The 23,961-nt window shown below is 40.5% G+C and carries 33 protein-coding genes and 1 pseudogene; 5 read left to right on the top strand and 29 right to left on the bottom strand.

Annotation, left to right across the window (positions count from 1 at the left end; translation table 11 throughout):
- Positions 1–2: 2 nt before the first annotated feature.
- From GVJ38_RS10755 to GVJ38_RS10675, 18 genes and pseudogenes are all read right to left on the bottom strand, one after another.
- Positions 3–590 (bottom strand): hypothetical protein, encoded by a 588-nt coding sequence (locus tag GVJ38_RS10755; RefSeq protein WP_159723167.1) that lies wholly within the window; start codon positions 588–590, stop codon positions 3–5.
- 13 nt (positions 591–603) lie between these two features.
- Positions 604–1,041, bottom strand: coding sequence for an Ig-like domain-containing protein (locus tag GVJ38_RS10750; protein WP_159723166.1), 438 nt, complete (start codon positions 1,039–1,041; stop codon positions 604–606).
- A gap of 80 nt (positions 1,042–1,121) precedes the next feature.
- Entirely contained in the window at positions 1,122–1,949 is an 828-nt protein-coding gene (locus tag GVJ38_RS10745) for a N4-gp56 family major capsid protein (protein WP_159723165.1), read from the bottom strand.
- Positions 1,950–1,967: 18 nt separating this feature from the next.
- Positions 1,968–2,639 (bottom strand): capsid assembly scaffolding protein Gp46 family protein, encoded by a 672-nt coding sequence (locus GVJ38_RS10740; protein ID WP_200849493.1) that lies wholly within the window; start codon positions 2,637–2,639, stop codon positions 1,968–1,970.
- 166 nt (positions 2,640–2,805) lie between these two features.
- A complete protein-coding gene (locus GVJ38_RS10735; protein WP_159723164.1) occupies positions 2,806–3,087 on the bottom strand; it encodes a hypothetical protein in 282 nt (93 codons plus the stop codon).
- A gap of 35 nt (positions 3,088–3,122) precedes the next feature.
- Entirely contained in the window at positions 3,123–3,275 is a 153-nt protein-coding gene (locus GVJ38_RS10730) for a hypothetical protein (RefSeq protein ID WP_159723163.1), read from the bottom strand.
- 61 nt (positions 3,276–3,336) lie between these two features.
- Positions 3,337–3,486 (bottom strand): hypothetical protein, encoded by a 150-nt coding sequence (locus GVJ38_RS10725; RefSeq protein WP_159723162.1) that lies wholly within the window; start codon positions 3,484–3,486, stop codon positions 3,337–3,339.
- A 565-nt stretch (positions 3,487–4,051) separates the two neighbouring features.
- Positions 4,052–4,945: pseudogene (locus GVJ38_RS14315) on the bottom strand (minor capsid protein); the annotation flags it as partial.
- A gap of 5 nt (positions 4,946–4,950) precedes the next feature.
- Positions 4,951–6,357 carry a phage portal protein gene (locus GVJ38_RS10715; protein ID WP_235032872.1) on the bottom strand — a complete coding sequence of 469 codons (1,407 nt, stop codon included), beginning with the start codon at positions 6,355–6,357 and terminating at the stop codon, positions 4,951–4,953.
- Complete coding sequence (locus tag GVJ38_RS10710) at positions 6,357–7,628, bottom strand: PBSX family phage terminase large subunit (protein ID WP_159723160.1); 1,272 nt, start codon at positions 7,626–7,628, stop codon at positions 6,357–6,359. The genes GVJ38_RS10715 and GVJ38_RS10710 overlap by 1 nt, the downstream gene beginning before the upstream one ends.
- A complete protein-coding gene (locus GVJ38_RS10705) occupies positions 7,615–8,052 on the bottom strand; it encodes a terminase small subunit (RefSeq protein WP_159723159.1) in 438 nt (145 codons plus the stop codon). The genes GVJ38_RS10710 and GVJ38_RS10705 overlap by 14 nt, the downstream gene beginning before the upstream one ends.
- 123 nt (positions 8,053–8,175) lie before the next feature.
- The gene (locus tag GVJ38_RS10700) at positions 8,176–8,583 is read right to left on the bottom strand and encodes an integrase (RefSeq protein WP_159723158.1); all 408 of its coding nucleotides are present in this window, start codon (positions 8,581–8,583) and stop codon (positions 8,176–8,178) included.
- Positions 8,564–9,943 (bottom strand): DEAD/DEAH box helicase, encoded by a 1,380-nt coding sequence (locus tag GVJ38_RS10695; RefSeq protein ID WP_159723157.1) that lies wholly within the window; start codon positions 9,941–9,943, stop codon positions 8,564–8,566. Before GVJ38_RS10695 ends, GVJ38_RS10700 begins: the two co-directional genes overlap by 20 nt.
- Positions 9,924–10,232, bottom strand: a complete 309-nt coding sequence (locus tag GVJ38_RS10690) for a VRR-NUC domain-containing protein (RefSeq protein WP_159723156.1) — start codon at positions 10,230–10,232, stop codon at positions 9,924–9,926. Before GVJ38_RS10690 ends, GVJ38_RS10695 begins: the two co-directional genes overlap by 20 nt.
- 317 nt (positions 10,233–10,549) lie before the next feature.
- On the bottom strand, positions 10,550–12,988 hold the full coding sequence (locus GVJ38_RS10685) for a virulence-associated E family protein (RefSeq protein ID WP_159723155.1): 2,439 nt from the start codon (positions 12,986–12,988) through the stop codon (positions 10,550–10,552).
- Complete coding sequence (locus GVJ38_RS14190) at positions 12,924–13,085, bottom strand: hypothetical protein (protein WP_200849492.1); 162 nt, start codon at positions 13,083–13,085, stop codon at positions 12,924–12,926. The genes GVJ38_RS10685 and GVJ38_RS14190 overlap by 65 nt, the downstream gene beginning before the upstream one ends.
- On the bottom strand, positions 13,072–13,305 hold the full coding sequence (locus GVJ38_RS10680) for a DUF3310 domain-containing protein (protein WP_200849491.1): 234 nt from the start codon (positions 13,303–13,305) through the stop codon (positions 13,072–13,074). The genes GVJ38_RS14190 and GVJ38_RS10680 overlap by 14 nt, the downstream gene beginning before the upstream one ends.
- Positions 13,306–13,342: 37 nt before the next feature.
- Positions 13,343–13,717, bottom strand: coding sequence for a hypothetical protein (locus GVJ38_RS10675; protein ID WP_159723153.1), 375 nt, complete (start codon positions 13,715–13,717; stop codon positions 13,343–13,345).
- A 112-nt stretch (positions 13,718–13,829) separates the two neighbouring features.
- Here GVJ38_RS10675 and GVJ38_RS10670 point away from each other — a divergent pair, with 112 nt between their 5' ends.
- A complete protein-coding gene (locus GVJ38_RS10670) occupies positions 13,830–14,060 on the top strand; it encodes a hypothetical protein (RefSeq protein ID WP_159723152.1) in 231 nt (76 codons plus the stop codon).
- A gap of 50 nt (positions 14,061–14,110) precedes the next feature.
- On the opposite strand, the gene GVJ38_RS10665 is transcribed toward GVJ38_RS10670, so the two are convergent.
- From GVJ38_RS10665 to GVJ38_RS10615, 11 genes are all read right to left on the bottom strand, one after another.
- Positions 14,111–14,536 (bottom strand): hypothetical protein, encoded by a 426-nt coding sequence (locus GVJ38_RS10665; protein WP_159723151.1) that lies wholly within the window; start codon positions 14,534–14,536, stop codon positions 14,111–14,113.
- Between the two features lie 32 nt (positions 14,537–14,568).
- Positions 14,569–14,724, bottom strand: a complete 156-nt coding sequence (locus GVJ38_RS10660) for a hypothetical protein (protein ID WP_159723150.1) — start codon at positions 14,722–14,724, stop codon at positions 14,569–14,571.
- A gap of 220 nt (positions 14,725–14,944) precedes the next feature.
- The gene (locus GVJ38_RS10655; protein WP_159723149.1) at positions 14,945–16,903 is read right to left on the bottom strand and encodes a DNA polymerase; all 1,959 of its coding nucleotides are present in this window, start codon (positions 16,901–16,903) and stop codon (positions 14,945–14,947) included.
- A 50-nt stretch (positions 16,904–16,953) separates the two neighbouring features.
- A complete protein-coding gene (locus tag GVJ38_RS10650) occupies positions 16,954–17,526 on the bottom strand; it encodes a DUF2815 family protein (protein ID WP_159723148.1) in 573 nt (190 codons plus the stop codon).
- 19 nt (positions 17,527–17,545) lie between these two features.
- Positions 17,546–18,706, bottom strand: coding sequence for a DUF2800 domain-containing protein (locus tag GVJ38_RS10645; RefSeq protein ID WP_159723147.1), 1,161 nt, complete (start codon positions 18,704–18,706; stop codon positions 17,546–17,548).
- Between the two features lie 2 nt (positions 18,707–18,708).
- Entirely contained in the window at positions 18,709–19,107 is a 399-nt protein-coding gene (locus GVJ38_RS10640) for a hypothetical protein (protein ID WP_159723146.1), read from the bottom strand.
- 12 nt (positions 19,108–19,119) lie between these two features.
- The gene (locus GVJ38_RS10635; protein ID WP_159723145.1) at positions 19,120–19,707 is read right to left on the bottom strand and encodes a hypothetical protein; all 588 of its coding nucleotides are present in this window, start codon (positions 19,705–19,707) and stop codon (positions 19,120–19,122) included.
- Between the two features lie 116 nt (positions 19,708–19,823).
- Complete coding sequence (locus GVJ38_RS10630; RefSeq protein ID WP_159723144.1) at positions 19,824–20,066, bottom strand: hypothetical protein; 243 nt, start codon at positions 20,064–20,066, stop codon at positions 19,824–19,826.
- 4 nt (positions 20,067–20,070) lie between these two features.
- Complete coding sequence (locus tag GVJ38_RS10625; RefSeq protein WP_159723143.1) at positions 20,071–20,247, bottom strand: hypothetical protein; 177 nt, start codon at positions 20,245–20,247, stop codon at positions 20,071–20,073.
- A gap of 1 nt (position 20,248) precedes the next feature.
- Positions 20,249–20,398 (bottom strand): hypothetical protein, encoded by a 150-nt coding sequence (locus GVJ38_RS10620; RefSeq protein WP_159723142.1) that lies wholly within the window; start codon positions 20,396–20,398, stop codon positions 20,249–20,251.
- Positions 20,395–20,601, bottom strand: a complete 207-nt coding sequence (locus GVJ38_RS10615) for a helix-turn-helix transcriptional regulator (protein WP_159723141.1) — start codon at positions 20,599–20,601, stop codon at positions 20,395–20,397. Before GVJ38_RS10615 ends, GVJ38_RS10620 begins: the two co-directional genes overlap by 4 nt.
- A gap of 245 nt (positions 20,602–20,846) precedes the next feature.
- On the opposite strand from GVJ38_RS10615, the gene GVJ38_RS10610 reads away from it, so the two are divergent.
- From GVJ38_RS10610 to GVJ38_RS10595, 4 genes are all read left to right on the top strand, one after another.
- On the top strand, positions 20,847–21,179 hold the full coding sequence (locus GVJ38_RS10610; RefSeq protein WP_159723140.1) for a helix-turn-helix domain-containing protein: 333 nt from the start codon (positions 20,847–20,849) through the stop codon (positions 21,177–21,179).
- Positions 21,180–21,189: 10 nt separating this feature from the next.
- Positions 21,190–21,603: an ImmA/IrrE family metallo-endopeptidase gene (locus GVJ38_RS10605; RefSeq protein WP_159723139.1), complete on the top strand. Its 414-nt coding sequence runs from the start codon at positions 21,190–21,192 to the stop codon at positions 21,601–21,603.
- Between the two features lie 81 nt (positions 21,604–21,684).
- A complete protein-coding gene (locus tag GVJ38_RS10600) occupies positions 21,685–22,431 on the top strand; it encodes an SHOCT domain-containing protein (protein WP_159723138.1) in 747 nt (248 codons plus the stop codon).
- Positions 22,432–22,549: 118 nt separating this feature from the next.
- On the top strand, positions 22,550–23,941 hold the full coding sequence (locus GVJ38_RS10595) for a recombinase family protein (protein WP_159723137.1): 1,392 nt from the start codon (positions 22,550–22,552) through the stop codon (positions 23,939–23,941).
- Positions 23,942–23,961: the final 20 nt, after the last annotated feature.

The raw sequence follows: 23,961 nt of genomic DNA, 5'->3' as shown, positions 1-23,961 counted from the left end.
AGCTACTGACCTCCTTTACTAGCTAAATAGTCTTCAACAAGCTTCAGCCAGTCAGTTATGTTCATGCTATAAGTTGTAACCTTATCTCCAAGCTCAACTTGGATGTGCTTTTTGTAAGATTTTATATTTTCAACTTCAGATACGAAGGCACCTACATCAAGCTCTCCTGCGGCAGTAGCTTTTACCGTTACGGGCATATCTTTCATCACTGGTTGCCTACTTGCCGTATTTGCTACGTAACCAGTACCACCTTGTACGCCCCCCACAAGGTCTGTACTCACGGTATAGACTCCGTCAGGTTTTAAGCCTTTCAACGTGTAATATTTATAGCCATCTTCGGTTTGTGTACTTGCATTTTGCCAACCAAACACACTGAAAAAATTACGATTAAAAATTAATTCATCCGTATCCGCCAGTCGAATTTGATCAATTGGAATTGTTCCCAAGCAATACACCATACCTGATGCCATATCATCAGGCTGCATAAAATACACGACATCAGACTTACGTCTATCTAGTGTTTCTTTTGTGACAGGATTAAGACCTTCAATGGCAAACTCCCCTGTCTGCTCTTGACCATTAATAGTCAATTTCAGGGGCGTTTTAGGGAGCTGGCGCAGTAACAGTCACCGCACATTTAGCTGACTTCCCGCCAGCCGTTGCAGTAATATCTGCTGTACCAGCCGCTACCGCAGTCACCACGCCTGCACCATCAACTGTGGCGATCTTCGCGTCACTCGACGCAAACTTAACTGTTTTATCAGTAGCATTCGCAGGCTCAACCGTCGCTTTCAACGTTACCGTTTTACCAACTTCAACGCTTGCTGTTGCTTGATCCAACTTCAACGCACTGACTGCAATCGGTAAGGTCTTAAACGCAGGAATATCCACCTTATCTGATTCTTTCCCGTCAACGACACGGACAACTTTATAGTCGCCAGCTTTTACGTCAGTGTTTGCAGCAACACCAGTAATTTTCAAAGGGCTTGCGCCTTCGACTACCTTCGTGTCGCCTTTATAAATTCGAAATGTATCTGCCATTTTTCTGTTACTCCTTTCCTACGATAACTCTACGTTCGCCCCATCAGCCGCTGGTGTAACTTTATCGACCTTGGCTGGGGCTACGCTTTTTTTGGCGCGATCTTAACGATACGAGACTCATCGACTAAAGCAACCGCGTAATGTTGATCCGCATTAAGTTTCGTCAACTTATGATCAATGTCCCGTTCTCTTTCAGCAAGTAACCCGCGTTTCAAGAATGTTTTCATCGCACCAGTCTTCACAGCGAACCCATTACCATCTTCGATTTTTTGTGAACGAACAACTTCCCAGCCCAACACTTCTCCGAATGCGCCAGAGATCAAAATGTTGTCGCCTAATTCAGAAGCACGGGTCCAGCTTTGAGCAGCTTCTTTCCGCAACTTGGCCGCATCTTTGTACGATAAGAATAGAACACCCGTCGAATCAACATCTTCAAAGTTGTCAGGCGCATCGACAAACGTGTTTTCTAATAGATCGATCAAATCTAAATTAATGTCCGCTTGGACGGTTAATTTAGCTGTCAACGCCGTAGCAACGATGTCGTTATCGACTTTAGATGCGATCGCCATACGGATTTGATTTGCTGCTTCATTTTCTGGATCACCATATCCAGATAGAGCTGCTTCATCTGTGATCTTGACACCTTTTCCTGCTTTTTTAATTGTGTAATTCGCTTTATCTGTTGTAAGTGCAGCGTAATCAATCGCGGCGCCTTCTGCTACATCAGCCGCATCACCGATATATTTATATTTTGGTACCGTGATAGACGATCCTGGTTGTCCTACTAAAGTGCTGTCGATCGGTGCGATCCCTGAAAATTTAATTGCTTTTGGTAATTTTGCTGAGATCATAGGTGCCATAATCTCCGGATCGACTAAGTTTGCTAACATTGTTGTTTCATCTGCCATTGTGATTTCCCTCTTTCTTTATTTTGTAAGTTGCTTGAACACTTCTGGTTGTTCGCGTTTTAATTTAGCAATCTCTTCATAGCTCATAGATGCTAAGTCATACTCCTTTTTAGTGCTAGAATTAAGTTTCTTCGGCGTTGTGCCAGTGTTACGTGCTTTTTCCCACTGCTTGTGCTGCTCATTTGTGTAGTTGATCAACGCTTTGACATTTACAAGTGTCTGCTCATCGTCGTCAGAAACGATCATAGACAAGACTTCTTTACCCGCAACAATTTCAGCCTCTTTTAAAACTTCATCGGCTTGTTGGGTTGCTTCGGCAATTTTGATCTGACGCTTTAATTGTGCGATCTCTTCATCTTTTGCCTTCTGCTCCTCATCTGCTTTGTCTTCCTCTGACAATTCTTTGACGTTTTTCTTACCGCCTTTTTCTAATTCCTCAATACGAGCCAACGCTTGTTCTAGCTGTGATTTAGTTTCTTTTTCTGACTTCGTTTTACTAGCCAAACGTTTCTGCAATTTCTCGACCACTTTTTCTGAGTCCAAGTCATCCGATTTTTCTTCACCTTCAGGGTTATCCTCTGCAGTAGGTTCACTTTCAGGTTCTTGCGGATCTAAAATAGGTTCAGGTTCTACTTGTGACTCCTCAGCAAACAGTTGTAAATTCATTGGGAATAAAGTCTTTTGTTTCATTGAGATGTCCTCCTAGTCTCGCATTTATTATGGTCTTGGGAGACCGCTTCTCGCATTTAACGTCTTGGGAGACAAAAGAAAAAAGCCCTATTTCTAGGACTAAAAGAGATACTTCTACGGGTAAGTTCAAAGGTGTTTCCAAAGAGGAATAGCCTAAATAAACGGCCTAGCTTACCTCTAGGTCGTTTTCTTTTAAGACTTGAAAAAGAACTTTGCCTAACCGATTTACTTCATCTTCGTCTTGTTCATCAAAACCTGCTTCATAAAACATAGCGTGCATTACTTCATGAATAAGTGTCTGATTTTTTCGATCTTTACTAAGGGCCTTTTTGATATAAATTACTGAGTCAGCATACACGCATAGGCCCATTACAGTGGGATCATTGTCTACTGTTTCAATTTCAATAATGTCATATCTTACTCCGCTAATAATTATACTCTTAAGCATCTGCACACCTCACAAGGTTACTTGCCTTCACGCGGCTAACGAGATACTGGATCACCATCCAATCCGGCACTATCTGCCTGATAGGGTAGATAGATCCGATCCGGTGGTTTCTTCTGATGTAATCTAAGCTGCAATGTCTGATCATCAATCAATACTAAGGGCAACGGTGCGACTGTTTTGAGAAACATAATCATCCGCTCCTTTGATTTTGGGTATAAAAATAGCACCCGTCCAAGATTAAGGCGAGTGCTATTTTTTTTCTTCCATAAGTTTTTTAAACTCATTCTTAAATTTTTCATCCCGTTTCACTTGTTCAGGCGTGGGACTCCCTTTAGAAATAGTTACCGTTTTTTGGGGCTCTTTTGCCCAGCGTGGTAATTCTTTTTTTCGATCATTCATCGAATTCCCTCATTTCAATATATGGCTTACCGTTTTTTAAATACCTATCTGTAACAACAAACTTTTGATCAGGTCGGTATATCAATTCTTGTTCATTCCAATTAAAATACCTCAAATCAGCAGCAGTCTTACTACTAATAATAAAACGGGCATCATCACTGTTATTATACACATTAGCAGCAGTAGATGTAAATTGAGGGTATTGTTGTACGGAACCAATCTCATGAGCACTAATAAAATTAACAAAATCGGCTTGATCCCAAATAACAACTGATCTTTGTGTGCTACCTTGATACTTAGGTAATTTTCTCATAGCACTTAAAAGATTCAGTTTCAGTCGTTCAAACTCTGGCGAAAGCTGTGAGTTTCTTCTAAGTAAGTCATTCAATTTATAGGAATCAGAACTTATATAGGAATTGATTGCATGTAATTCTTCTTTTGTAAGCGAATCTGCGAAGGGTTTGTACCATTTTCGATACTCTTCTTCATTTTCTGAACCCATAAATTTTTTAGGTGTAACGGGTCCTCGTATAGTTTGATCTTCCAGTTGATTCTCCAGCTCTGCTCGATCCATATAAGGTGCAGTAGAACATCGGCAGTTCGGGTGCATGGGTGCAGCGTTCTTGCCATACGTCATTTCACTCACTAAGAATACTTGACCATCTAGCGGTTTACACAACTTACAAGCGCTTGGCTCTGCAATAAAGGTATACCGATCAATGTCGTATTGTTGATAGCTTTCTGCTTGCACCTCTGTCTGTACTCTCGCTGTTTCAGTCCGCATCAACCGTTCTGACTCATACCGAGTAGCATCAAAACGATCCCGCAACTCTCGTGCCATCTCTCGTGGGTTCTTACCCTGTGTAAGGCTTCTCACGAGCAGTTTATCTAGTTCGGCTTTAAGCGCCGCATTCGAACTCCAAATACGATCTGAGAAGGTCGTTGAATCAGAATTAAAGGAGCTGTTGACTACCGACTCCACAAATATTTGATAATTATCAAAGACTGTTTCGCCTAAGATACCCGCTTGGCGCTGCGCTTCTTCCAATCCCACTTCATTCAGAGTGTCGGACATATACTTAGTTAGATCATCACTTAGCGCAACCAGCTCTAGTCCAATCTGAGATTTCAACAATTCTAATCGATTGACTCGCATCGTTAAATTGTAGATCCGCAGCTCTTCGTTAGCTGTCTTAGAAAAATTTTTCTCTTTAACATATTGCTTTGCTTTACGGGCAAAGGCCTTAATATCCATTTCAGAAGCGCGCTGTTTCGCTTCCGACAGAGAGATATTTTCTTTCCCCATAAAGTTGCTCCAGTTGGCTTGAATCTCTTTTTCAATATTATCCAATGCTTGCTGGTATCGTTGAGCAATCTCCTGTGTTCGATCTTGATCGTGATGCATTTGTTGTTGAATCCACTGTTCTTCTCGCTTACGCCAGTAGTCTTGTGAGTTCATTCAGATCACGCTTCTTCCGTTTCAGGTTTTCGGAAGACTTCCTCTTCGACCACAGTGGCGGCATTACCTGGTTGTTGCTCAAAATCAAACGCAGGCGGCGCTCCTTTTTCTTCTTTGATCCGATCGATTTCTGCCTTTACATCCGACACGACACTTAAAGTACTCAACGCCGTTTCTTCTGAGGTAACGCCCATCAGCATCGTAGCTGTCTCAGCTTCTTCTTTGACATTGCGTGGTACGTTACGCGTAAAGGTGTACTCGATGTTCTTCCATTCCGGTGCTTGAGATTGTGGCACGTTTGTTCCAAGACTGAAGAACAACTTGTATCGTTTATTCATAGAAGACTGAAACTTACGTTGAAAGGCCAGCGCTAAGTTGCTCATTGCTTCTAGCTTATAAGCCAACGCCGTACCCGAACTGCTGCCAAAACTTTCGTCGGAGATGTTAGCGACCATTGAGGTTTGGAAAATCAGTTTCTGCAGTCGATCTAATAAGTTCTCGGTCTGGCTATCACTATCAGGTTTATCGAGAAAAGAGACATCCAACTTATCTGCATTCGCTCCAAAGTAATTGATGATCCGATTGTCCCGAATCGTTTTTAAGTCTTCTTCATCTAGTTCAGCCCCGACAAATTTAAGGTAGCTATCCGAGAAGTAATCAACGTCATTGGCTTTTTCTGAGATCACTTTGTTGAAGGAGTTCATCAGAGATACTACCGATTCGTAAACACTCATCCGTTCTTCATTCAAGAACCATTCAGTAACAGGTAGCTCTGTATAAAATTGCTGCAGGTCTTCTCCGAATCGGACACTCGCTATTGAGCCACTCAATTCTTTATTGCCACTCAGACTATAAAGTTGTCCCTTTAGCTGGTAGTTATCACTCTCATCAATCCCATACCGAACCGCAAAAAGTGGCTCTTGCTTAATCGAATCATCATACACGATGAACAGGTCTTCTGGACTGTTGTAAATCACGCAAGTTTCCGCGTCTTCGTTTTGATAGACGAATTCATAGCAACGCCCATAAATACAGGCCATCTTTGCCAACTCAGATTCCTCGTCTTCCATATCGTTCAAGTTGTCAAAATCTGTGATTTTCTGATTGATTCGCTTGTCCGGATGAGACTTCTTAACAGGGATCCCATTAAAAAAACCAGTAAACGTATCCGTAATAAACTTGGCAAAGTTTACTGCTAAACGATTATCTGGCTTATAAGCTTCTTTTTTGGAGTAGTCGAAAATCTCCATCTGACCTTTATAGATACGCATCAAATACTGATAGCGTGTTAGTTCTTGCTGGTGCAATTGAATAAATGTGGTCACCACTTGTGGCGTGATTTCTTTCTCTTTATTGAATGTCATCACTTCAGGCGGCTTGAAGTTGCCATAGAAGTCTTCGAATAATGTCATCATAAACCTCCTTTGAATCCTTTTGCTTTGCCTTTTCCTTGACCGTTATAATCTTCCAAGGCATAGCGTAAAGCATCGATGATGTGGTTATTTTTATCTTCCGGTTCATTTAGCCAGTTGCCTTCTTTATCCTGCTTATAGCAATAGGTGTTGAATTCTTCGATCGTATGCGTACACGATGGGTGAATGTAGATCTGCAGCCCTTGCATGAATGTAATCCCTTGGCTGATAGAGTCACGTCCTTTGCGGGCGCCATGTAATCGGGTCACACCTTTTCCTTGCAGTTCTGCAATCATTAGAGGTGTGGCACTATCCGCTGTGATCTTCGCCTTCATCAGATCTCTTTTTTTAATTTCGTTAACAATGTCATCAATCAAAAGACCTGTTTTATAAAGCTCACCGTAGATCCACAGTTCTTTATTCGCTTGATCAAAAACTGCAGAAGGCAATGTCGTTGGATCGTGTGTAAAACCAAAGTCCATCCCGTGGACCGTAAGCCCGATCTCTTTAACTTTTGCAATTGGATCAAACTCCCTTACTTCAAAGTTGCCATCGAATACCAATCCTTCCGCTACGCCCCAATCACCATCACATACAACTCGTGCACGTCTTGGGTTTGTCCGGTACAAATCTAGAAGTCGTGTCTTATCTTGCTCATCCAACCACTCGTTATCTCGGAAGGTAGTAGTATCTGCAAAGACATCTGAATACCTTGTTTTTGGGTCAAAAAAAGCACGCTTCAACCAATGGCGCTCTGACCAAGGGTTAAACGTGACAGTGATCTGTTTATAGAAATCAGGGTTATCAAAACTCCCCCGGATGGATTCGACAACTGTATCAAACTTCTCTTGCTTCTCAATTTGGTAAGCTTCCTCAAACCAAGCCCAGCAAAGCATTCCAGTATCAACTGAGATCGAGGTGATCTTTAACTCATCATCCAAGCCGCGAAATAATATCTTCTGACCTGTGGCTTTCACAGTGATCTCCGGCAAACTCTCGTTGAACTTGAAGTTATCGTAGACCTTTAGCTTGGAGGCAGCCCACTTAAAATCTGTATAAGTGGATTGCTTATTGGTGTTGGAATACCGTCGGACTACTAAAAGATTTGCCCACGGATATTTCAACAGATCGTGGATAAATACTAGCACGGCGGTCTTAGACTTCTTGGAACCACGAGATCCCTTCACGACTCGATAAAAATTTTTTGAGTGGAAGTAACGGTTGTAACCACGCCCCATAGTTTCACGCATTGATACTTTAGTCATCATCATCACTCGGAACATCGTCAACAAATGTCACGCTTGTTGTCGCTTTAAGATCTACTTTATCGGTGAATAGCATGTGACGTTTCCCGAGTAACTCTGCAGCTTTAAGCCGATCTTTTGCGCCAACACCCATATCAATTACGGCTTGTGCGCCTTCCCCAACACCAATCAAGGAAGGTTCCGTCTCTTCGCCGCGCATCACGGCGGTTAGGTACTCTAAAACTTCTTGTGCGTCTGCTGTACGATCGTTGTGTGCTTTCTCCAGTTGCTCATCGATATAAGTTTTAATGTTAGTATTTGTTAGTAATTTACTCGCATTAGCTCTCGCTGAAGCATCTTTTTTTACGCTGGGATAAGCTACTTTATAAGCTCTCGTCCCATTTAGATCTTTTAGATATTCGTCTGCAAAGATCTGCTGCTTATCGGTCATCCCATGTTTACTCACCTCGCTTTCAAGACATAATAAAAAGACACCCGCTTAAAAGCAGATGCCTCTCGTCAACTATTTCACGATACTATAATAACATGAAATTAGACCCCAAAAATCCCAAAATCACACCAATTTGTTTAATTCCTCAAAAAATCGATTGCGAAGTCTAAAACCAGTGTTCTTACTACAATCAATAATATCTTGGTCAACCAACCCTTGCATCGTGTACTTAGGAAATTTTGAGATGTACAATTCATTGATGATTATTCTAGTATTCTCATCACATTCTTTTAACAAATCTTCCACAACCTGTTTTTGACGTTTAAATTGTACAATGGCTTCATGACTCTCAATACTCCAAAGAACCTCCGTAGCATGTTCTGACGACACTTTGGTTCCTTTCCTATCTGCCGCTAAGTCATCGGGTTTGTATGGATTTCGAATCTCGAATTCAATGTCCTTTATTTTTTTATCATAGTAAGGATAATCTTTTAAAATTTGTTTAGCTCGTTCAAACTTCCACTTTTCCAATATCTCCCACCTCCTGCATTCGGGCCTTAACGGCTGCCATTAAGGCATCTTGCCCCAAACCTTTATTTTTCAAAGCTTTCATCACATCTTCATCAATTGTCCCTTTCGCCACTAAGTGGTGAATGATCACTGGATATGGTTGCCCTTGCCGATCTAGCCGTGCATTAGCCTGTTGATAATATTCCAGGGACCAAGTCAGTCCAAACCACACAATGATATGACCACCTTGCTGCAGGTTTAGTCCATGACCAGCAGATTGCGGATGGGCTAAAAGAATAGGAATCTTTCCTGTGTTCCATTTTTGAATATCGCCTGCTGAGACATCTAACACTTTTGCCTGTTTAAACTGTTTTAATATTCTATCCAAATCATGTTTGTACTGATAAAAAACTAGTACCGGCTGTCCTTGTGAATCCTCTACGATTCGCTCTAATGCATCTAGCTTCTCATCATGAATTACAACTGCTTCGCCGTTTTCGTCGTAGATCGACCCATTTGCCAGTTGAAGGAGTTTATTAGACAGTGTGGCAGCATTACTCGCTACCACGTCTGAGTCTTTTAACTCTAATACATAATGCCGTTCCAACTCTTTGTACTTTTTCCAGCTCTGTGGTGACAACTCGACTTCAACCACATTATCTGTTTTTGGTGGTAGTTTTAAATAATCTTTTGCTTTCATGCTGACACAAATATCACCGATCTTCTGGTAAATTTTTTCCTCAGCTCCCGGCACTAAGTCCCAGCTGTACACGATATGCCCATTTTTTTGTCCGGGCGTAAAATATCGATTACGATATTGCGTGATCGTTTTCCCCAGGCGTTCCCCTTGATCTAATAGATAAATCTCACTCCAAAGATCCAGTAAGCTATTAGGTGATGGGGTACCAGTTAAGCCGATCACACGCTCCATCAAAGGGCGAACCTTTCGCAATGCTTTAAAGCGTTTTGCTTGTGGGGATTTAAAGCTAGACAACTCGTCAATGATTACTGTTTTAAATGGCCATTTCTGCTTATAGTGCTCCACTAACCACTCAACATTCTCTCGATTGATCAAATACACATCAGTCTTCTGCTGTAAGGCCTGCAGCCGTTGATTCTTTGAACCTAAGATCTTGGAAAAAGTTAAATGGTTAAGATGATCCCATTTCTCGATTTCATCAGTCCAAGTCTTTTCAGCTACGGACAAAGGTGCAATCACTAAAACATTCTCGATTACTTCGAATGTATTTAACAATTCGTCAATAGCGGTCAAGCTAGACAATGTTTTTCCGAGTCCCATATCTAAAAGTAAAGCGCAGTAAGGGTGGTCTAAAATCCAATCTTTTGAATAAGTTTGGTACTCATGTAATTTTGCTTGCATCAAAGTATCCTCTTTCCTGGAATTCTTTCACTAGCATGTCTGCTTGTTTTTTCGAATAGCAAACATATACCTGCTGGTTTAGATTTCGTAGAGTTCGGGTCATCTTATCTTGAGATTTTCGTAATGTGCCATTTGGACGTTTCATCTCAACAAAAACTGTTTTACCATTGGGAAACATAACAAGCTGATCGGGTATGCCCCGAATGGTTGACACCCACTTCAAGCTTAGCCCGCCTTTGTTTCGAACCTTGTTCTTGAAGTAGCTCTCCACATCTTTTTCAAGTTCCATCTCTCCAACCTCCAATCCTCGAGTATCCAAAGTATCCTCGTGCGCGCGTATAGGTAAATACCCCCGTTTTACCTATTTACATATACTCCATATATACGTATATTAACCATTTCCATAAGTATAGATATTTATGGATACTTGGGATACTTGCATCAGTTATGCCTATCACGACAAGGGGTTTAGTGGTATCCACTGCGGTATCCTAATCAAATTTTAATGGATACTTGGATACTAGGCAGAGTATCCATGGTATCCAATTCCTTAAAAACATGGATACCGCAGAAACGTTGATATAATAGGATTTTATTTTTTTACATTTACATTGCATGATCTCTCACATAAGCCGTTTGAAGCCCATAATCTTTGCCAAATTTCAGTCTTCCCCGTGCTAGTTTGTATTTTGACCACCCAGGCAAATGGGTTAATATTTGGCGAATTTCTGCAGCTTTTGCTGGGTGAATGTTTTTCGAGTCGCCTCCATACAACTCATTCCAAACTTCTGCTATGCAGATACGGTTTCTGGCTACGGTCCCTCCTTCACTGATATCGTCTGACCGGCCCTGAATAAATGTTCTTCGATCTTGCTTACTTCGTTCATACCAGTCTTCTGTTATCTTAATTTCTAAAAATTCTTGGATTTCACCTTCCATCGAAGAAGTTTCCGTGTGCATCTCTTGGGCCTCCATTGCTTGTTTTTCCTGCTCCGCATTTAAATACAGCTCTTCGCCATTTCGCCACAGTTCAACGGCTTCAGCCCATAATTGGTCACGATCATCTTCAGACATTTCCCAAACTTTTTTCTTTATCTTTTTTTGTCCTACATCCACTGGCCAAAATCGACGGTTTCCAGTTTTATCTCTCAAAAACTCTGTATCATTAGTAGTTCCCCAAAATACGCAACGGCGTTTAAAATAGGATTTATGTCGACCATAAGCCACTCGAAAAATATCTTCCTGCTTAGAAATAAAATGCTTTGTAGCTTCTATATCTGCTTTTTTCGTTGCTGATAATTCCCCCATCTCCATAATCCAAACACCTTGTAAAGCCTCATAGGCATCTTTTCCACTCACACCCTCAAGACTATTAGAAAACCACTGACCCGCCAACTTTGAGGGTAGTAACGTTTTCCCAATACCTTGGGGACCACTCGTTACTAACATGTAATCAAACTTTATGCCGGGGACAAAAATTCGTGCTACTGCTGCTGCTAAAAACTTTCTTGTCACAGTACGGTTGTAAGGGTTATCCTCTGCGCCTAAATAGTCAATAAGCAAAGTCTCTACCCGAGGCTTATTATCCCAAATAAGGTTTTCAAGATACTCCTTAACAGGATCGTATGAATTACGTTCTATCTCTTGTATTAGAGCATCATCAACTTTACCTCGACTGACGATACCATAAATCTTTTCAATGTAGATCCGTAAACCGGCATCATCCGCATCTTTCCAGGTCTTATCTTGGTCAACTCGACGCCAAGGCAAATTTTTTCTGATTTCAATACGATTAGAAAAGATATTGAGAAAGATCTTTTCTTTCAAATTAGGGTCTCGGAGCATAATTTTTTCGAGGTTCTGAGCAGAAGCTTTTATTTGACCATACTCATCAATTTCAAGATCCATATGTTTGAACCAGTCTTTGTCTTCTTCATCTAACCCTTCAAAATCGCTTTCGAACTCATTAATCGCACTTTCCAAAGATTCTGTCTGAATTAGAGTTCTAACAGCTTCGTCATCCATTGCAAAATCACGCATTGCCTTATAAGACGGATAGCGGTCAATTCTAGTCCCCACCTTAACATCCTCGTCTAAGTCCCCAAATTTTTGAATTCGGACAAGGTCAAAGGCATTCACCAGTTGATCACCTACAGGGTCAGTTCCATGATGACTGTAAGCAAATTTATCTTCATAAATCACTAGCCCGCCACTGGTAGATCCACCTAAGTAAGTCCAACGATCCTCATGTCCAGTCGGACCATACACATCGGGTAAAAAAGTTTCAATCGCACTGATGATGTCATACGTACGGCAGAAGGCCCCGACAATACCTTTCTTACTGAGTGGATCTCCCACCTTTTTAGCCTGACTCGCCCGAATGGAGTGACCCCTGCTAGATTCTGGCCAGAAACTAGCATCACGCCAGTCCTCGTACAAACTCAAAATTTCATCAGGATCTAGCCAAGATAGATCTTGGTAGTCCGCAAAATAATCCCCATCGATAGAATGACTAGGCCAAAACATCAATCTTTCGGCTTGATACGTCGTGTCATCAAAGTTATCCATGCCAAACATCTCGGCTACTTTACGCGCAAGCGGTTCATACTCTTCTGCCGTAACTGGGCGACTTAATGGAATAATCAATCGATAGCGAGGCCCTTTCGCCATGTGACTGTGTGTGGTATACACTGCCGCTGCATGATCAAAAAGTAACTGCACGTCGTCCCAAAATTCTACCGTCGTACTATCTGCATCAAGGGTTAATAAACTTCGCTGTTGAGCGTGTCCTCGTTTTCTGGCACCTTGCTTCAACCAGCCCCCAACAAAACCGCCAACATCTTTTGCAGCGTCTTGTTGTGATTTTGGCATCTTTTTATACTCATCAAATGTTTCTTGTGTGATCGTTGGTGTATCCAGCCGTTTTAAAAAATCCGACCACGCCATCTCTCTATTTTTCCACTTTTTCGCGGTTTTCGAGTTACCAATCGCGAGATGGATCTCGCCGTCGTAATTCAACTTCTGTTTCTTTGCTGGCTGCTCCATCCCAACCTTCCTTTCTTTTTTTCGCTGTGCCATTCAACTCCGCCTTCTGTTTTAAGCGGCGCTTTTTCTTTTTTACTTTTGATTTAGTCTTTCCCACGAGTTTCCTCCTTATTAATAAGCCGATCGAGATACCAGCGAGCTTTTTTTAAATCCTCTAGACCATTCTTATGTGGCGCCCGCATCACGTATTTCAACACGTTACCAACGTAAAACATCTCGTCTACCACGTAACCAGAGTGCATTGCTACATCATCGATCACGTCAATGACTTCAAATGATCCAGTGTTGTAATGACTTGGATGATTAACTGTTGCCATTTGCATTCTCCTTTCTACTAAATGCGCGGTTAATAGACTAATCGAGTTCCATAAGTTTTGCTATTTTTAGAATCACATCGTCTGATGGTTGTCTAAAATCATTAATGCTAAGTTGGATTCGCAATTTACGCACTTTGAGTCCTTTTTCTGCGCCCTTCTGAGTCATATAATACTTGTAGCGGTGATTCGGGTCATTATCTTGTGCTACCAATGTATCAAATTGCGGGTAGTAACGTTTATCCAGCATCAAACGTACTTTTCTACCAGACTTATCGTAAACGTAATCACGACCCACTTTTGCAATTTCAAACTGGTGGAACTCCTCATGTCTCTTAGTTCCGATTCCAAAACAGTATCCATATAACACTTTCCCAACAGTAATTGCTGACATTCCAGGTTTATTGTTTACCAAAATATCTCTCCTTTCTTGGCGGTTAGTTGATTAATCATCTTCATCTAAATCGGTGGTTAACGGACTTTATTTTTTTATAATTTGCTATAATTTTAATAAAGAGGTGATTATCGTGAAATACTTTGGTTCACTATTTTTCTTATTCTTTGCATTATTTTGCGTTATCTTTGGTGTTCAATTCAGACGTGGCAAATGGCTAGAAGCTCTTTCTGGAAATACCTTTAAAGATAATAGATTTTCTCCTGAATTCGCTATTACTCAGGGTAAAAAAACTAGTAACATTTTATTTCTAGCATCTTTATTTTTTTTACTTCTTGCAATTTACCTTTTTTACAGAGTTTAATCATTCCACTATCTCCGTCTATGACGGCGTTTTCTGCGTGTTTTGGCGGATTAGTCTTCCACTTCTTCGTTCTTGAATACTCGCTTTTCGCACTCAGCGCAGTACCACCATTTCCCTTCAGTAGTCAGCAGATTATCATGCATGTAACTATTATCAGCTTCACCAAGACTACTGGCATAATAGCAAGATGAACCACTCATGTAGTCTTTCCGAAAGAACGTAGTGCTACCACAGTAAGGACATTCATTAATTGGCAAAAGCATTTCTACACCTTCTCTCCTAAATTCAAAAATATCTGTACTTAGAATTTGAAGCATTTCCCAAAATTCCTTATCGCTCAAGCTATCAAACTCATCTAGAATGGGATATGAGTATTCCGTTGCATTGACAACATCTCCCATTGAATTAAGGAAACCATTTTTGTCTAGTCCTTCTTTTTTCAACCATTCAATAATTTTTTTCTGTTTTTCATTCATTTCTCTTCCTCTTTTCTTAGTTGGTTAAATCCTCAGTTAATACTCTTAATTCCATCCATAATCTTTCCAATATATTCGCCGATCAACGCTGGGTGAAACACTAAATAAATCACCAATCCTGCGGCTACCAGCCAAAATAAAATAATAAAAATTACGATAATAAGTTGAAGCCAATCAAATCCGTCCATTACTAGTCCTCTCCAATCCTTTTATAAAACTCCAAAATAAATAGCTGGCACCTACTCCATCCAATTTTCTCAGCCACCGACATGTCTTTTTGTCGAAACAGTTCCCGTTCAGTCACAGACATGACATGTAGAAGAAAAACATGCTTACCGATCAGGAATCCAACGATGCCAGCTATGATAAACCAAAGTAACTCTGCTAAGATTATCACCTCGTAACCACCTAATCTTTCATATAATATTTTGTTTCAAACCCAGCAGCAGCTAAGGGTAGATCTCTTGCCCATTCAGGGTTAACCGACATCACTTCGTTCATTTCTTCTACTGATTTTTTCCCGTCAGGTACTTCAGTCACTGCCTCATCATGGATATGAAATACAATTGGGAAGCCTTCTTGATCCAAGCGCAACATTGCTTCTGCCAGTACATCCCGTGCTGTTGCCTGGACAATATTTTCCACCAGTTTTCCACCGTACGTTTGCTGTTTCGTAAAAGCTACTTTATCCCCTTGACCTTCATAAAAGACAGCAGGTCCATAGTTACCCTCTTCTAAGTGTGCCTTTGCGTATGCCAGCTTTCGACCGCTAGGCAGTTGAATAAAGAGGAAGCCACCTTTCTTGAAAAACTTCAATCCTTTTGGTCCCTTCGTTACGCCACCATTTTGAAGGCAATCAATTACCGCTTTTTGGGTGTTATACCAAAAATGGACAATTTTCTTATTGGCATCACGCCAACGATCCACGATATCTTGCAACTCATTTTCAGGGATTCCCTGCTCTAACGCCCCCATTGCTTTCAAAGCGCCCACACTCCCTTGATAACCTAAAGCAAGTTGAGCGATTTTACCACGTTGTCGCATATCTTTTCCTTCGTGACTTTTCCAGTTATAGTCTTCTACAGCACCTAAACTGAACATTTGCGCTGCTGTTGCTTCGTAGATCTTGCCATGAGTCTTGAACACATCTAAGACCCAGTCCTGTTTGGCATACCACGCAATCACTCGGGCTTCAATGGCTGAAAAGTCACTGATGATGAAACGATGCCCGTCTTTCGCAACAAGCCCCGTACGAATCAACTGTTTCAGTGTATCGGGCACGCTATCATAAAACCAAGAAATGGCTTCTGTATCTTTTTCTTTAACCAACTCTCGAGCAAAACCAATATCATCTAAGTAATTTCGAGGCAAGTTCTGAACTTGTAACAAGCGTCCAGCCCATCTCCCAGTCCGATTCGCACCATAAAACTGCAGAATGCCGTGAATCCGACCATCGCTACACCGAGCACCATCCATCATGAGATATTTTTTTGTACTAGAATTGGACAGGTTCAACCGCAATCGCAATGCCTCTGCCACATGATCAGGTAAATTTCCCAGGGATAAGGCTTTTTCGACTAGGTCTTTACCCAGTTTTTCAAAAGGCGTTCCCTGTTCGACTAGCCACGCTTTGAATTGCTTTAAACTGTTAGGATTCTCTAATCTCGTGAGCTGCTTCATTTTTTCTAGGTTCTCATCGGTCAACTCTTCCATGATTTCAATAGCCGCAGTAGCTAAGACGTGATCAATTTCAGCCCCACGGTCATTGATTTTCTGATCCAATGTATAGAGCGCCCACTCTGATTCTTTTACCGGAAAACGATTTAACTTATCTGCAATCGCCATCTCAGTTCGTACGTCTTGAATACAATAATCTGTAAAAGTCTGCCATTTTTCAGGATCATGCTCTGGCAAGTTTCGAGTTCGCATACCATTTGCCTTAGTCGGTTTACACGGCTTTGAGAAATAGTTAATCAGTTGTGTTCCGCGGGTATCCTTTTGTTGCTCAATGTTCAAGTATCTTGCGCATTGTCCTAAGCTAGCCGGTAGCCCCAGTTCATTCGAGTGAACCATCGTACAGTGCCACTGAGCAGGATCTAACCACAAATGATTCAAGTAACGGGACAAGCAGACACGTTCAAACTGCGCATTAAATGCAATTTTCAAGACTTTTGGATCGCAAATAGCTTGTGCGATTTCATCAGGTAATGCTTCGTGAATTAAATCTAAGCATTCCACTTCGCCGCCATCTATAGAATAGGCAAATAGCAAGATCTCAAAATTGGGACTATCACAATATTTGTAAACACCCACTTTCGGCAAGTCCTGATCTGAATAAGTTTCGATATCAATGTTTAAGGTCTCCATACTCTCTCCTTTGTTGAAAGAAAAAGGGACGTTGCCGCCCCTATTCTGTTTTAGCTGAACATATCATCCTCATCATCTTCCCAGTCGACATCGCTAAAGTCTGACTCAGCGTTGGCACGACCACCAAGATAATCTCCTTTACCTGTTGTTAAAATATTATTCAGCCCGGCGGATACTCCTTTATTTCCAGCCGTGTTATAGGCATAGAAGTTCATGGATACCATTGCATACACGCCACTATAGATATCGTCTGGATCATCTGTTTTTACGAGCAGCCCATCTTCTCGTTTCACAACCTGCGGCTTGGTTTTAGAAGACACGTTAATGAACATCATATCTTTAAACTCTGGCTGTTCTTCTGTATCAAACTCATCGTCTGCATCACGTAAAGTCGTCTTTAATTTCTCAAATTTCACGCCTTTTAACTTGTCAGATTTTGCCGCATCATAAGCTGCTTGAATCGCTTTTTTCATATTATCTAGTGTTTCTTTGTCTGATTTTGGAATCAGTACCATCGTAGAATATTTAGGCTCTTGCCCTTCAAACGCGTGTGGCTCTAAAACATGTACAAAGCTTAACCGTACCTTATTCGTTACTACTTTTGTTCCATTTAATTTAGACATATTCTTTTCCTTCTTTCGTTTAATTGTTAAAGTCATTATTTGCTGATGCCAAGCCTGACAATTCAGGTCGCTTGTCATCTTCTGAAACTAAAACTGGGGCGCCTTCTGGTTTGATAATCAGATCAGCAGCTAGTTCCGTTAATTGTTTCTTACCAACTGTTTTTTCTAGTTTGGTCAGGGTTTGTAAGGATCTAGGCTTAAGTAGATCCTCGTCTTTAAACCCTTCTGCCTCTAAAATAAAGAGTAGTGCTTTTTCATCTGTAATTTTTCGATTGCTACGTCCTTCAACCAGCTTCCAACCCGGAAACTTCTTCCCATGATCGCGTGCTTGCGTTAGGCTATACTCTTTCACATCTTTCAGCCAACCCTCGATTTCTTTGGCCTGCCCCAAGATGTCAGCAATGTCTTGTTCACTTAACTGTACGGGATCTTCAAAATCATATTTTGCGATCTCAAGGTTCTTCTCAGCCCGAGCTTTGCAAAAAGCTTTGGCCTTACACCATTTACACGTTTCCTCTGAGGGTGCAAATTCTCCTGCACCACGCATCGCCAAGTCAGCTCGAGGCTTGACCCAGTCATTCGCCCATTTCAACAAGTCCTCAACTGTCATTTCGTACGTCGAAATGTCTCCCAGCCGAGGTTGAACAATCGTCATTCGAACTATTTTAAAGTCATAAATCATATCGTATGCGGCATAAGCACCCAAACCATATAACATGATTTGCGGGTTATGATCCGCTTTTACGGGGACACCTTTTCCATATTTCAGATCAATAACTTCAATGACACCATCACTAGTGATTACCACGTCACTAGTCCCAAAACCTTTGGGAACCCAACGACTAAAGTCAACGCGTACTTCGAGATCGATGTCTGCTGATTCGTAACTATTGAGTTGCTCTAAAACCAGTGCCACATATTCGTCTACAAAATCATCCATCCCTGGGCTATAATAGGGATTCTCTTTTTTGAACTTGTTATACCGAACAGTAAACGTTCGTTTGGTGATCTTTCCTGTTTCGTGCTGCAGCTTCAATTCGGCTAGCGAATGTGCCGCAGTCCCTTCTTCAGCGTAAACACTGGTAGTATCAGATAATCCTTCTTCCATTGAGGGAGACTGCGTGCAAGCCAACCAACGTTTTGCGCCACTAGCACTCAGCTTGGCATGAACTTCAGGCAAGTCTACTCACCTACCAGTGCTTCTAGATCCGTTAAAAAGGCAGAATAATCCTCTTCTTTTAGATCGCTTAGTTTTTCTGCGTTGAACCGCCCAAACGCGGTTTTAACCGCCTCCCGGTGTCCATCATTCATCGCTTTTTTCATCGCGGCTTGGACGTCTTTTTTTGAGGCATTCGGATGTTTTCCTTGTGTCGCAGACTTTTCAGGCTCATTTGAAGAAGGACTCTCCCCGGAAGTCTTTTCCGTAGAGGTTTTTTTCTTGGGCTTTTTTTCTGCTTTTTTCTCAATGTGTGGATCTACTGGATTCACTCCTGTAACCGTGGAAGTGATCGTCAACCCACTTAAAATTTCGTTTAACTCCTCGGGTGTTTCTGCCGTAATATTCAAATTGATTTGTGCCATTTGTTCTTCCTCCTATTTTTTCCGTACTGGTGTAATGAGACCGACAAAATTGTTTTCCACTTTAAAAACCAAGGGTCGAACTGAACTGGTGTAGCCAATTTCAACGGGTTGGGCAATACAATCAGCGATAAATGCCATCATAGGCTGTAAGTATTTTGCTTGAATATTCATATCGACAGATCCTCCAGATTGCCACAGCAAATTAAATGTTTCGTTAGCACCCGTTTGAATGTCTTCTATCCGCAGCTTGTCTTCTTTTGCAGTGAGTTGGACCACACTAGCTTTATCTAAAGCCTTTAAAAATTTCACCACATTGACTGCTTCTCCAGAATCAAATTGCAGAGATGATTCAAAGCTCGCGGGGACTAAACGGCTAGTATCAGGGTAAGTCCCCTCAATTAATCGCATTTCTTTCAGCTCCAACACTCGGTCGTCTCCTGCAGAAAAGCGATTCAGCAAGCGTAGTAAGATGTGACTATCCGTTGCTTCAAGATCCCCTTCTTTAGTAATGTGTACGCCAGCTAAGATAGGACGAACACTTGCTTTTCCGACAAAATTCAATAGATGTCGGTACGTATTTTGTGGTTTCAGTTTTCGCAAATTTAATACTCTCCTTTTTTTTAAAATTTGTTACATAGGTATAATCAGTTGGGAACTTCTTTTCCTCGCTTTTTTTGAAAAAAGTTTGATTTCGCGTTATACTGCAGTTGAAAATATTATTTTTCTGGGCTGGACTCGTTGGCGGACGGGTGCAGCTTTTTTCTGTTCTCTGCGATCGGCAGCATTTCTTTCCAAAACCATGCTTGCTCATCCGAAAGAACAAGTTGTTTCATTTCAGCGATGTCTAAGCTTAATTTTTCTGCAGAGCAGATAGCCCAACGCTTGTCTAAAAGTTTCACGACCGATATAAAAAACTTCACTTTACTCTCCCTATGGGCATATTGAATAATGGTTTTCATCTTCTCACCTCCTCTCAGCAACTTTTTCATCCCAATCTGCAAAGTCGTAAGCCATCGCCAAGCCAAATGTGATCGTAGCTAATGCCGCGAGTAACCAATTTGGCATGTGACCAGTAGCAGCGGCACCAAGACTAAACAGCGCGATAGACTTGCTAGTTCGTTTGATTTTTTCTGTTGTCATCTTACTCACCTTTCTGCTTCAACCTCTCTGCTTGTGTTAATAACACTGCTTCGACCGCTGCTTTTTGTATAGAATCCGGGATTTTCTCATCTTCTTTCATAGGTGTACCATCTGCCCAAAAAAGCTTTATGTTTAAAGTAGAAGTTTTCATTCTTTCTCTCCTCCTGACCCATTTAATAAAACGCTGATTGGTACTTCTAAATACCGAGCAACTTTCACAACTTTAGAAGCCGCTGGCTCCGACTGATTCCACTTCGAAATAGAGCCATTGCTAAAGTTTAAATCCAGTTCGATTTGTCTAATCGACACCCCTTTCCTTTCCGCAATTTTTTTTACCTCATCGTAAATCATCATTTCACCTCCGAAAATTCTCTTAGAACCACAAACTTTTTATTGACTAAACTTAGAAAATTTTCTATACTTAGAGCATAAGAAATAAGCCTTAGTGAAGTTCGATAAAACTCCATTAAGTTTGCATTTGTTAAAGACGTGGTTCTAGCAAATACCTTGCCTGGCAGCTTTGGTATATTTGAATAGTATCACAGAAAATTTTCGGATGCAAGTATTTTTACTAGAAAATTTTCGGAGGTTTCATTATTATGGATTTGTACGAACGAATCAAAGAGATAGCTAGGTTAAAAAATATCAGTATTGCGCAAATTGAACGAGCTAATGACCTTTCAAACGGATCAATTTCAAAATGGGCAAAAAATGCTCCTAGTGCAGATAAATTAGCTAAAGTTGCTCGCTATTTAAATGTCACAAGTGATTACTTACTAGGAATTGCTGACCAAGCTAAAGATCTAAACGGAGATAATATTGTCCCCATGGAGGACGAGTCAACAATCTTTTCTTTTGATGGTAAACCAGTGACACCAGAAGAGAGGGACTTTTTAAACTCTGTGATCAAAGCATATAGAAAACAGAAGTGAGTTGAGTTAAATGGATGATAAAGTTAGTTACCGTTTAAAACGGAAACTAGATGAGTTAGGGTTAGATTTGATTTTTGAAGAGATGGATCGAAGTGGTTTTTATTGGCCAGCAAAGGGTGCCATCGTAGTAAACGCTAAATTACTAAAGACCAATGATGTAAATTTTGCTGTTGCTCATGAGTTATCACACGTCTTGAGGAACCACGCGGCATACAGTTCTCTCTATTCTTCTACTATGACTAATCGATTAAAAATGGAAGCAGAAGCAAATATATCTGCCATTCGAATCTTAGTTGAAGTATATTTAGAGGAAAATGAAATGGATTTTGAGCAACTTAATTCTATTAAATTTATGGAATATTACGGAATTAGAAACTCTTTATACTTTTGTGTAGAAGAGACCCTTTCGGGCTACACAAGTTAAATGCTCATATGAACACAATTAGTTAGTCTCACTTCTGAGGTTATATAAGTATGTATTAATATAGAAATGGAGAATTAAACTATGGGATTTTGGGATTCAGTTAAACAAAGCGCAAAGGAAGCAACTAGACTGACTTCGCTACAAGCGAAAATTAGAAATAATACTGAACTAACTGACGAAGAAAGAGAGGAATTTTCAAAACTAAACAAGGACGTCACTCCTGATCAAGACTTGCTTAAACACCCTTCTCGATATTTTAAACAATCTGCAAAATATGGCGTCATCTCTATTGATGAAAATAAAAAACTATTTCAGATTGGAAATAACACTTATAATACCTATCATTTTAATGAGTTGAATAGCTATGAACTGCTAGAAAACGGAAGTTCCGTAACTTCTGGTGGTTTAGGAGTAGGCAGAGCAGTTGTCGGTGGTGTAATGCTCGGTGGCGTCGGCGCCGTGCTAGGTGGAGTTACCAAAAAGAAAAAACAAACTAACTTCGTTGAAAGCTTAAAAATTCTAGTGACTTTTAAAAACAGAAATCCGGTATCTACTACAATCGACTTTATTAAGAAGAAGCAGCAGAAGGATAAAAAATATGAGAAGATTTTAGTGCAAGCGAAGGAAACTCTATCCGGATTTGATTATATTATTAACACTTTAGAAGGAGATAAGCATAGTGAGGTGGTTGGAGCGATGAGTAACAGTAAGCCATCTTCAACTGAGTCTGTAGCTGATGAACTAAGAAAATATAAATCACTTGCTGATGATGGGATTATCACCCAAGAAGAATTCGACAAGAAGAAAAAGGAATTACTAGGATTATAAAAAAATACACACCCCTCGCCCCGACCAAAGTTTGAGTGGATGTGATCACATAAATCACCTAGAAGCATAGGCTTATTTAGTTATGCTCATTTTAACAAAGAAAGTGAGTGGATTCAATATGACAACAAAACGTGCAGCACTTTATATACGAGTGTCTACCCCCGAACAGAAAAAACATGGCTATTCAATGGAAGCCCAGGAAGAAAAATTGAGAGCTTTTTCCACTGCAAAAGATTTTCATGTTTCTAAAGTCTACGCAGATGGCGGTTTTTCGGGAGCGAAATTGGAACGTCCGGCTCTTCTCGATATGATTCAAGATATAGAAGACAACAAAATAGATGTTGTCTTAGTCTATAAACTGGACCGTCTTTCACGATCACAAAAAAATACAATGCATCTCATTGAAGATGTATTTTTGAAAAATAAAGTAGATTTTATTTCTATGCAGGAATCCTTTGATACCACCACCTCCTTTGGTCGTGCAATGATTGGGATCTTATCAGTATTTGCGCAGCTAGAACGAGACAATATTACGGAGCGAATGGCTATGGGAAAGCTAGAACGGGTAAAACGTGGTTTTTATATGGGAGGTGGCGCATTTCCTTTTGGTTATAAATATGATGAATATACTGGAGAATTGAACATCGTCGAAGAAGAAGCAATTATAGTTAGAAGGATGTTTGAACTTTTTTTATCCGGTAGCACTATTAATTCAATAGTAAATCAGCTATCAGCAGAATTCCCTTCATATAGTAAAACATTTATGGATTCGACTGTCAGACGACGTTTATCTAGTGAATACTATGTAGGACGACAAAAATACCAAGGAAAAGTTTACAATGCCAAACATGAAGCGATAATTTCACAATCAGATTATGATGAAGTTCAAAGAATGCTTGCGGCTCGGCCGCATAGCAATGCTTTTCAACATACTTATTTATTTTCCGGCATAGCCATTTGTAAAAAATGTGGACATGCCTATAATGGCTATGAAAGTTCTCATAAGGTGAAAAACAAAGTTTACAAATACCAGTACTACCGGTGCTCAGCTCAAACTTGGAAATTCAAAAAAAAGAATGGCTGGTGCTGTTCAGCAAAAAGTATTCGTTGCGAAACATTTGATCAAAAAATAATAGAAGAAATACGAAATAGAGCTAGTTCAAAGCAGTACACAAAAGTAGTGAAAAACTCAAATGGCTCAATAATTAAGGAGATAGAAAAGGCTAAAGCACAGCAGGAAAAACTAGTAGATTTATATCTTAATGATCGAATCCCCACTGAAGTGCTGGATAAAAAAACCGAAGATCTAAATCAACTGATTATTCAACTGAAAAGCAAACTACAAAAGGCAGACACGAAAAGAGATTCTAGAAGTTTTGATAAATCCTTAAAGGAATTATTAGAGGGTTATGAAACACTGACTTTCGAAGAAAAGCGTAAATTAATCGAGAAAGTAGTAGATCGAATAGAAGTAGATGGTGATAATATAGAAGTTTATTTTTTTATGTGACCATTTAAGCAATCACTTGC

The sequence above is a fragment of the Enterococcus sp. CSURQ0835 genome, assembly GCF_902706605.1.
Lineage (GTDB): Bacteria > Bacillota > Bacilli > Lactobacillales > Enterococcaceae > Enterococcus_A.
This window is presented reverse-complemented; position numbering and strand designations above follow the sequence as displayed.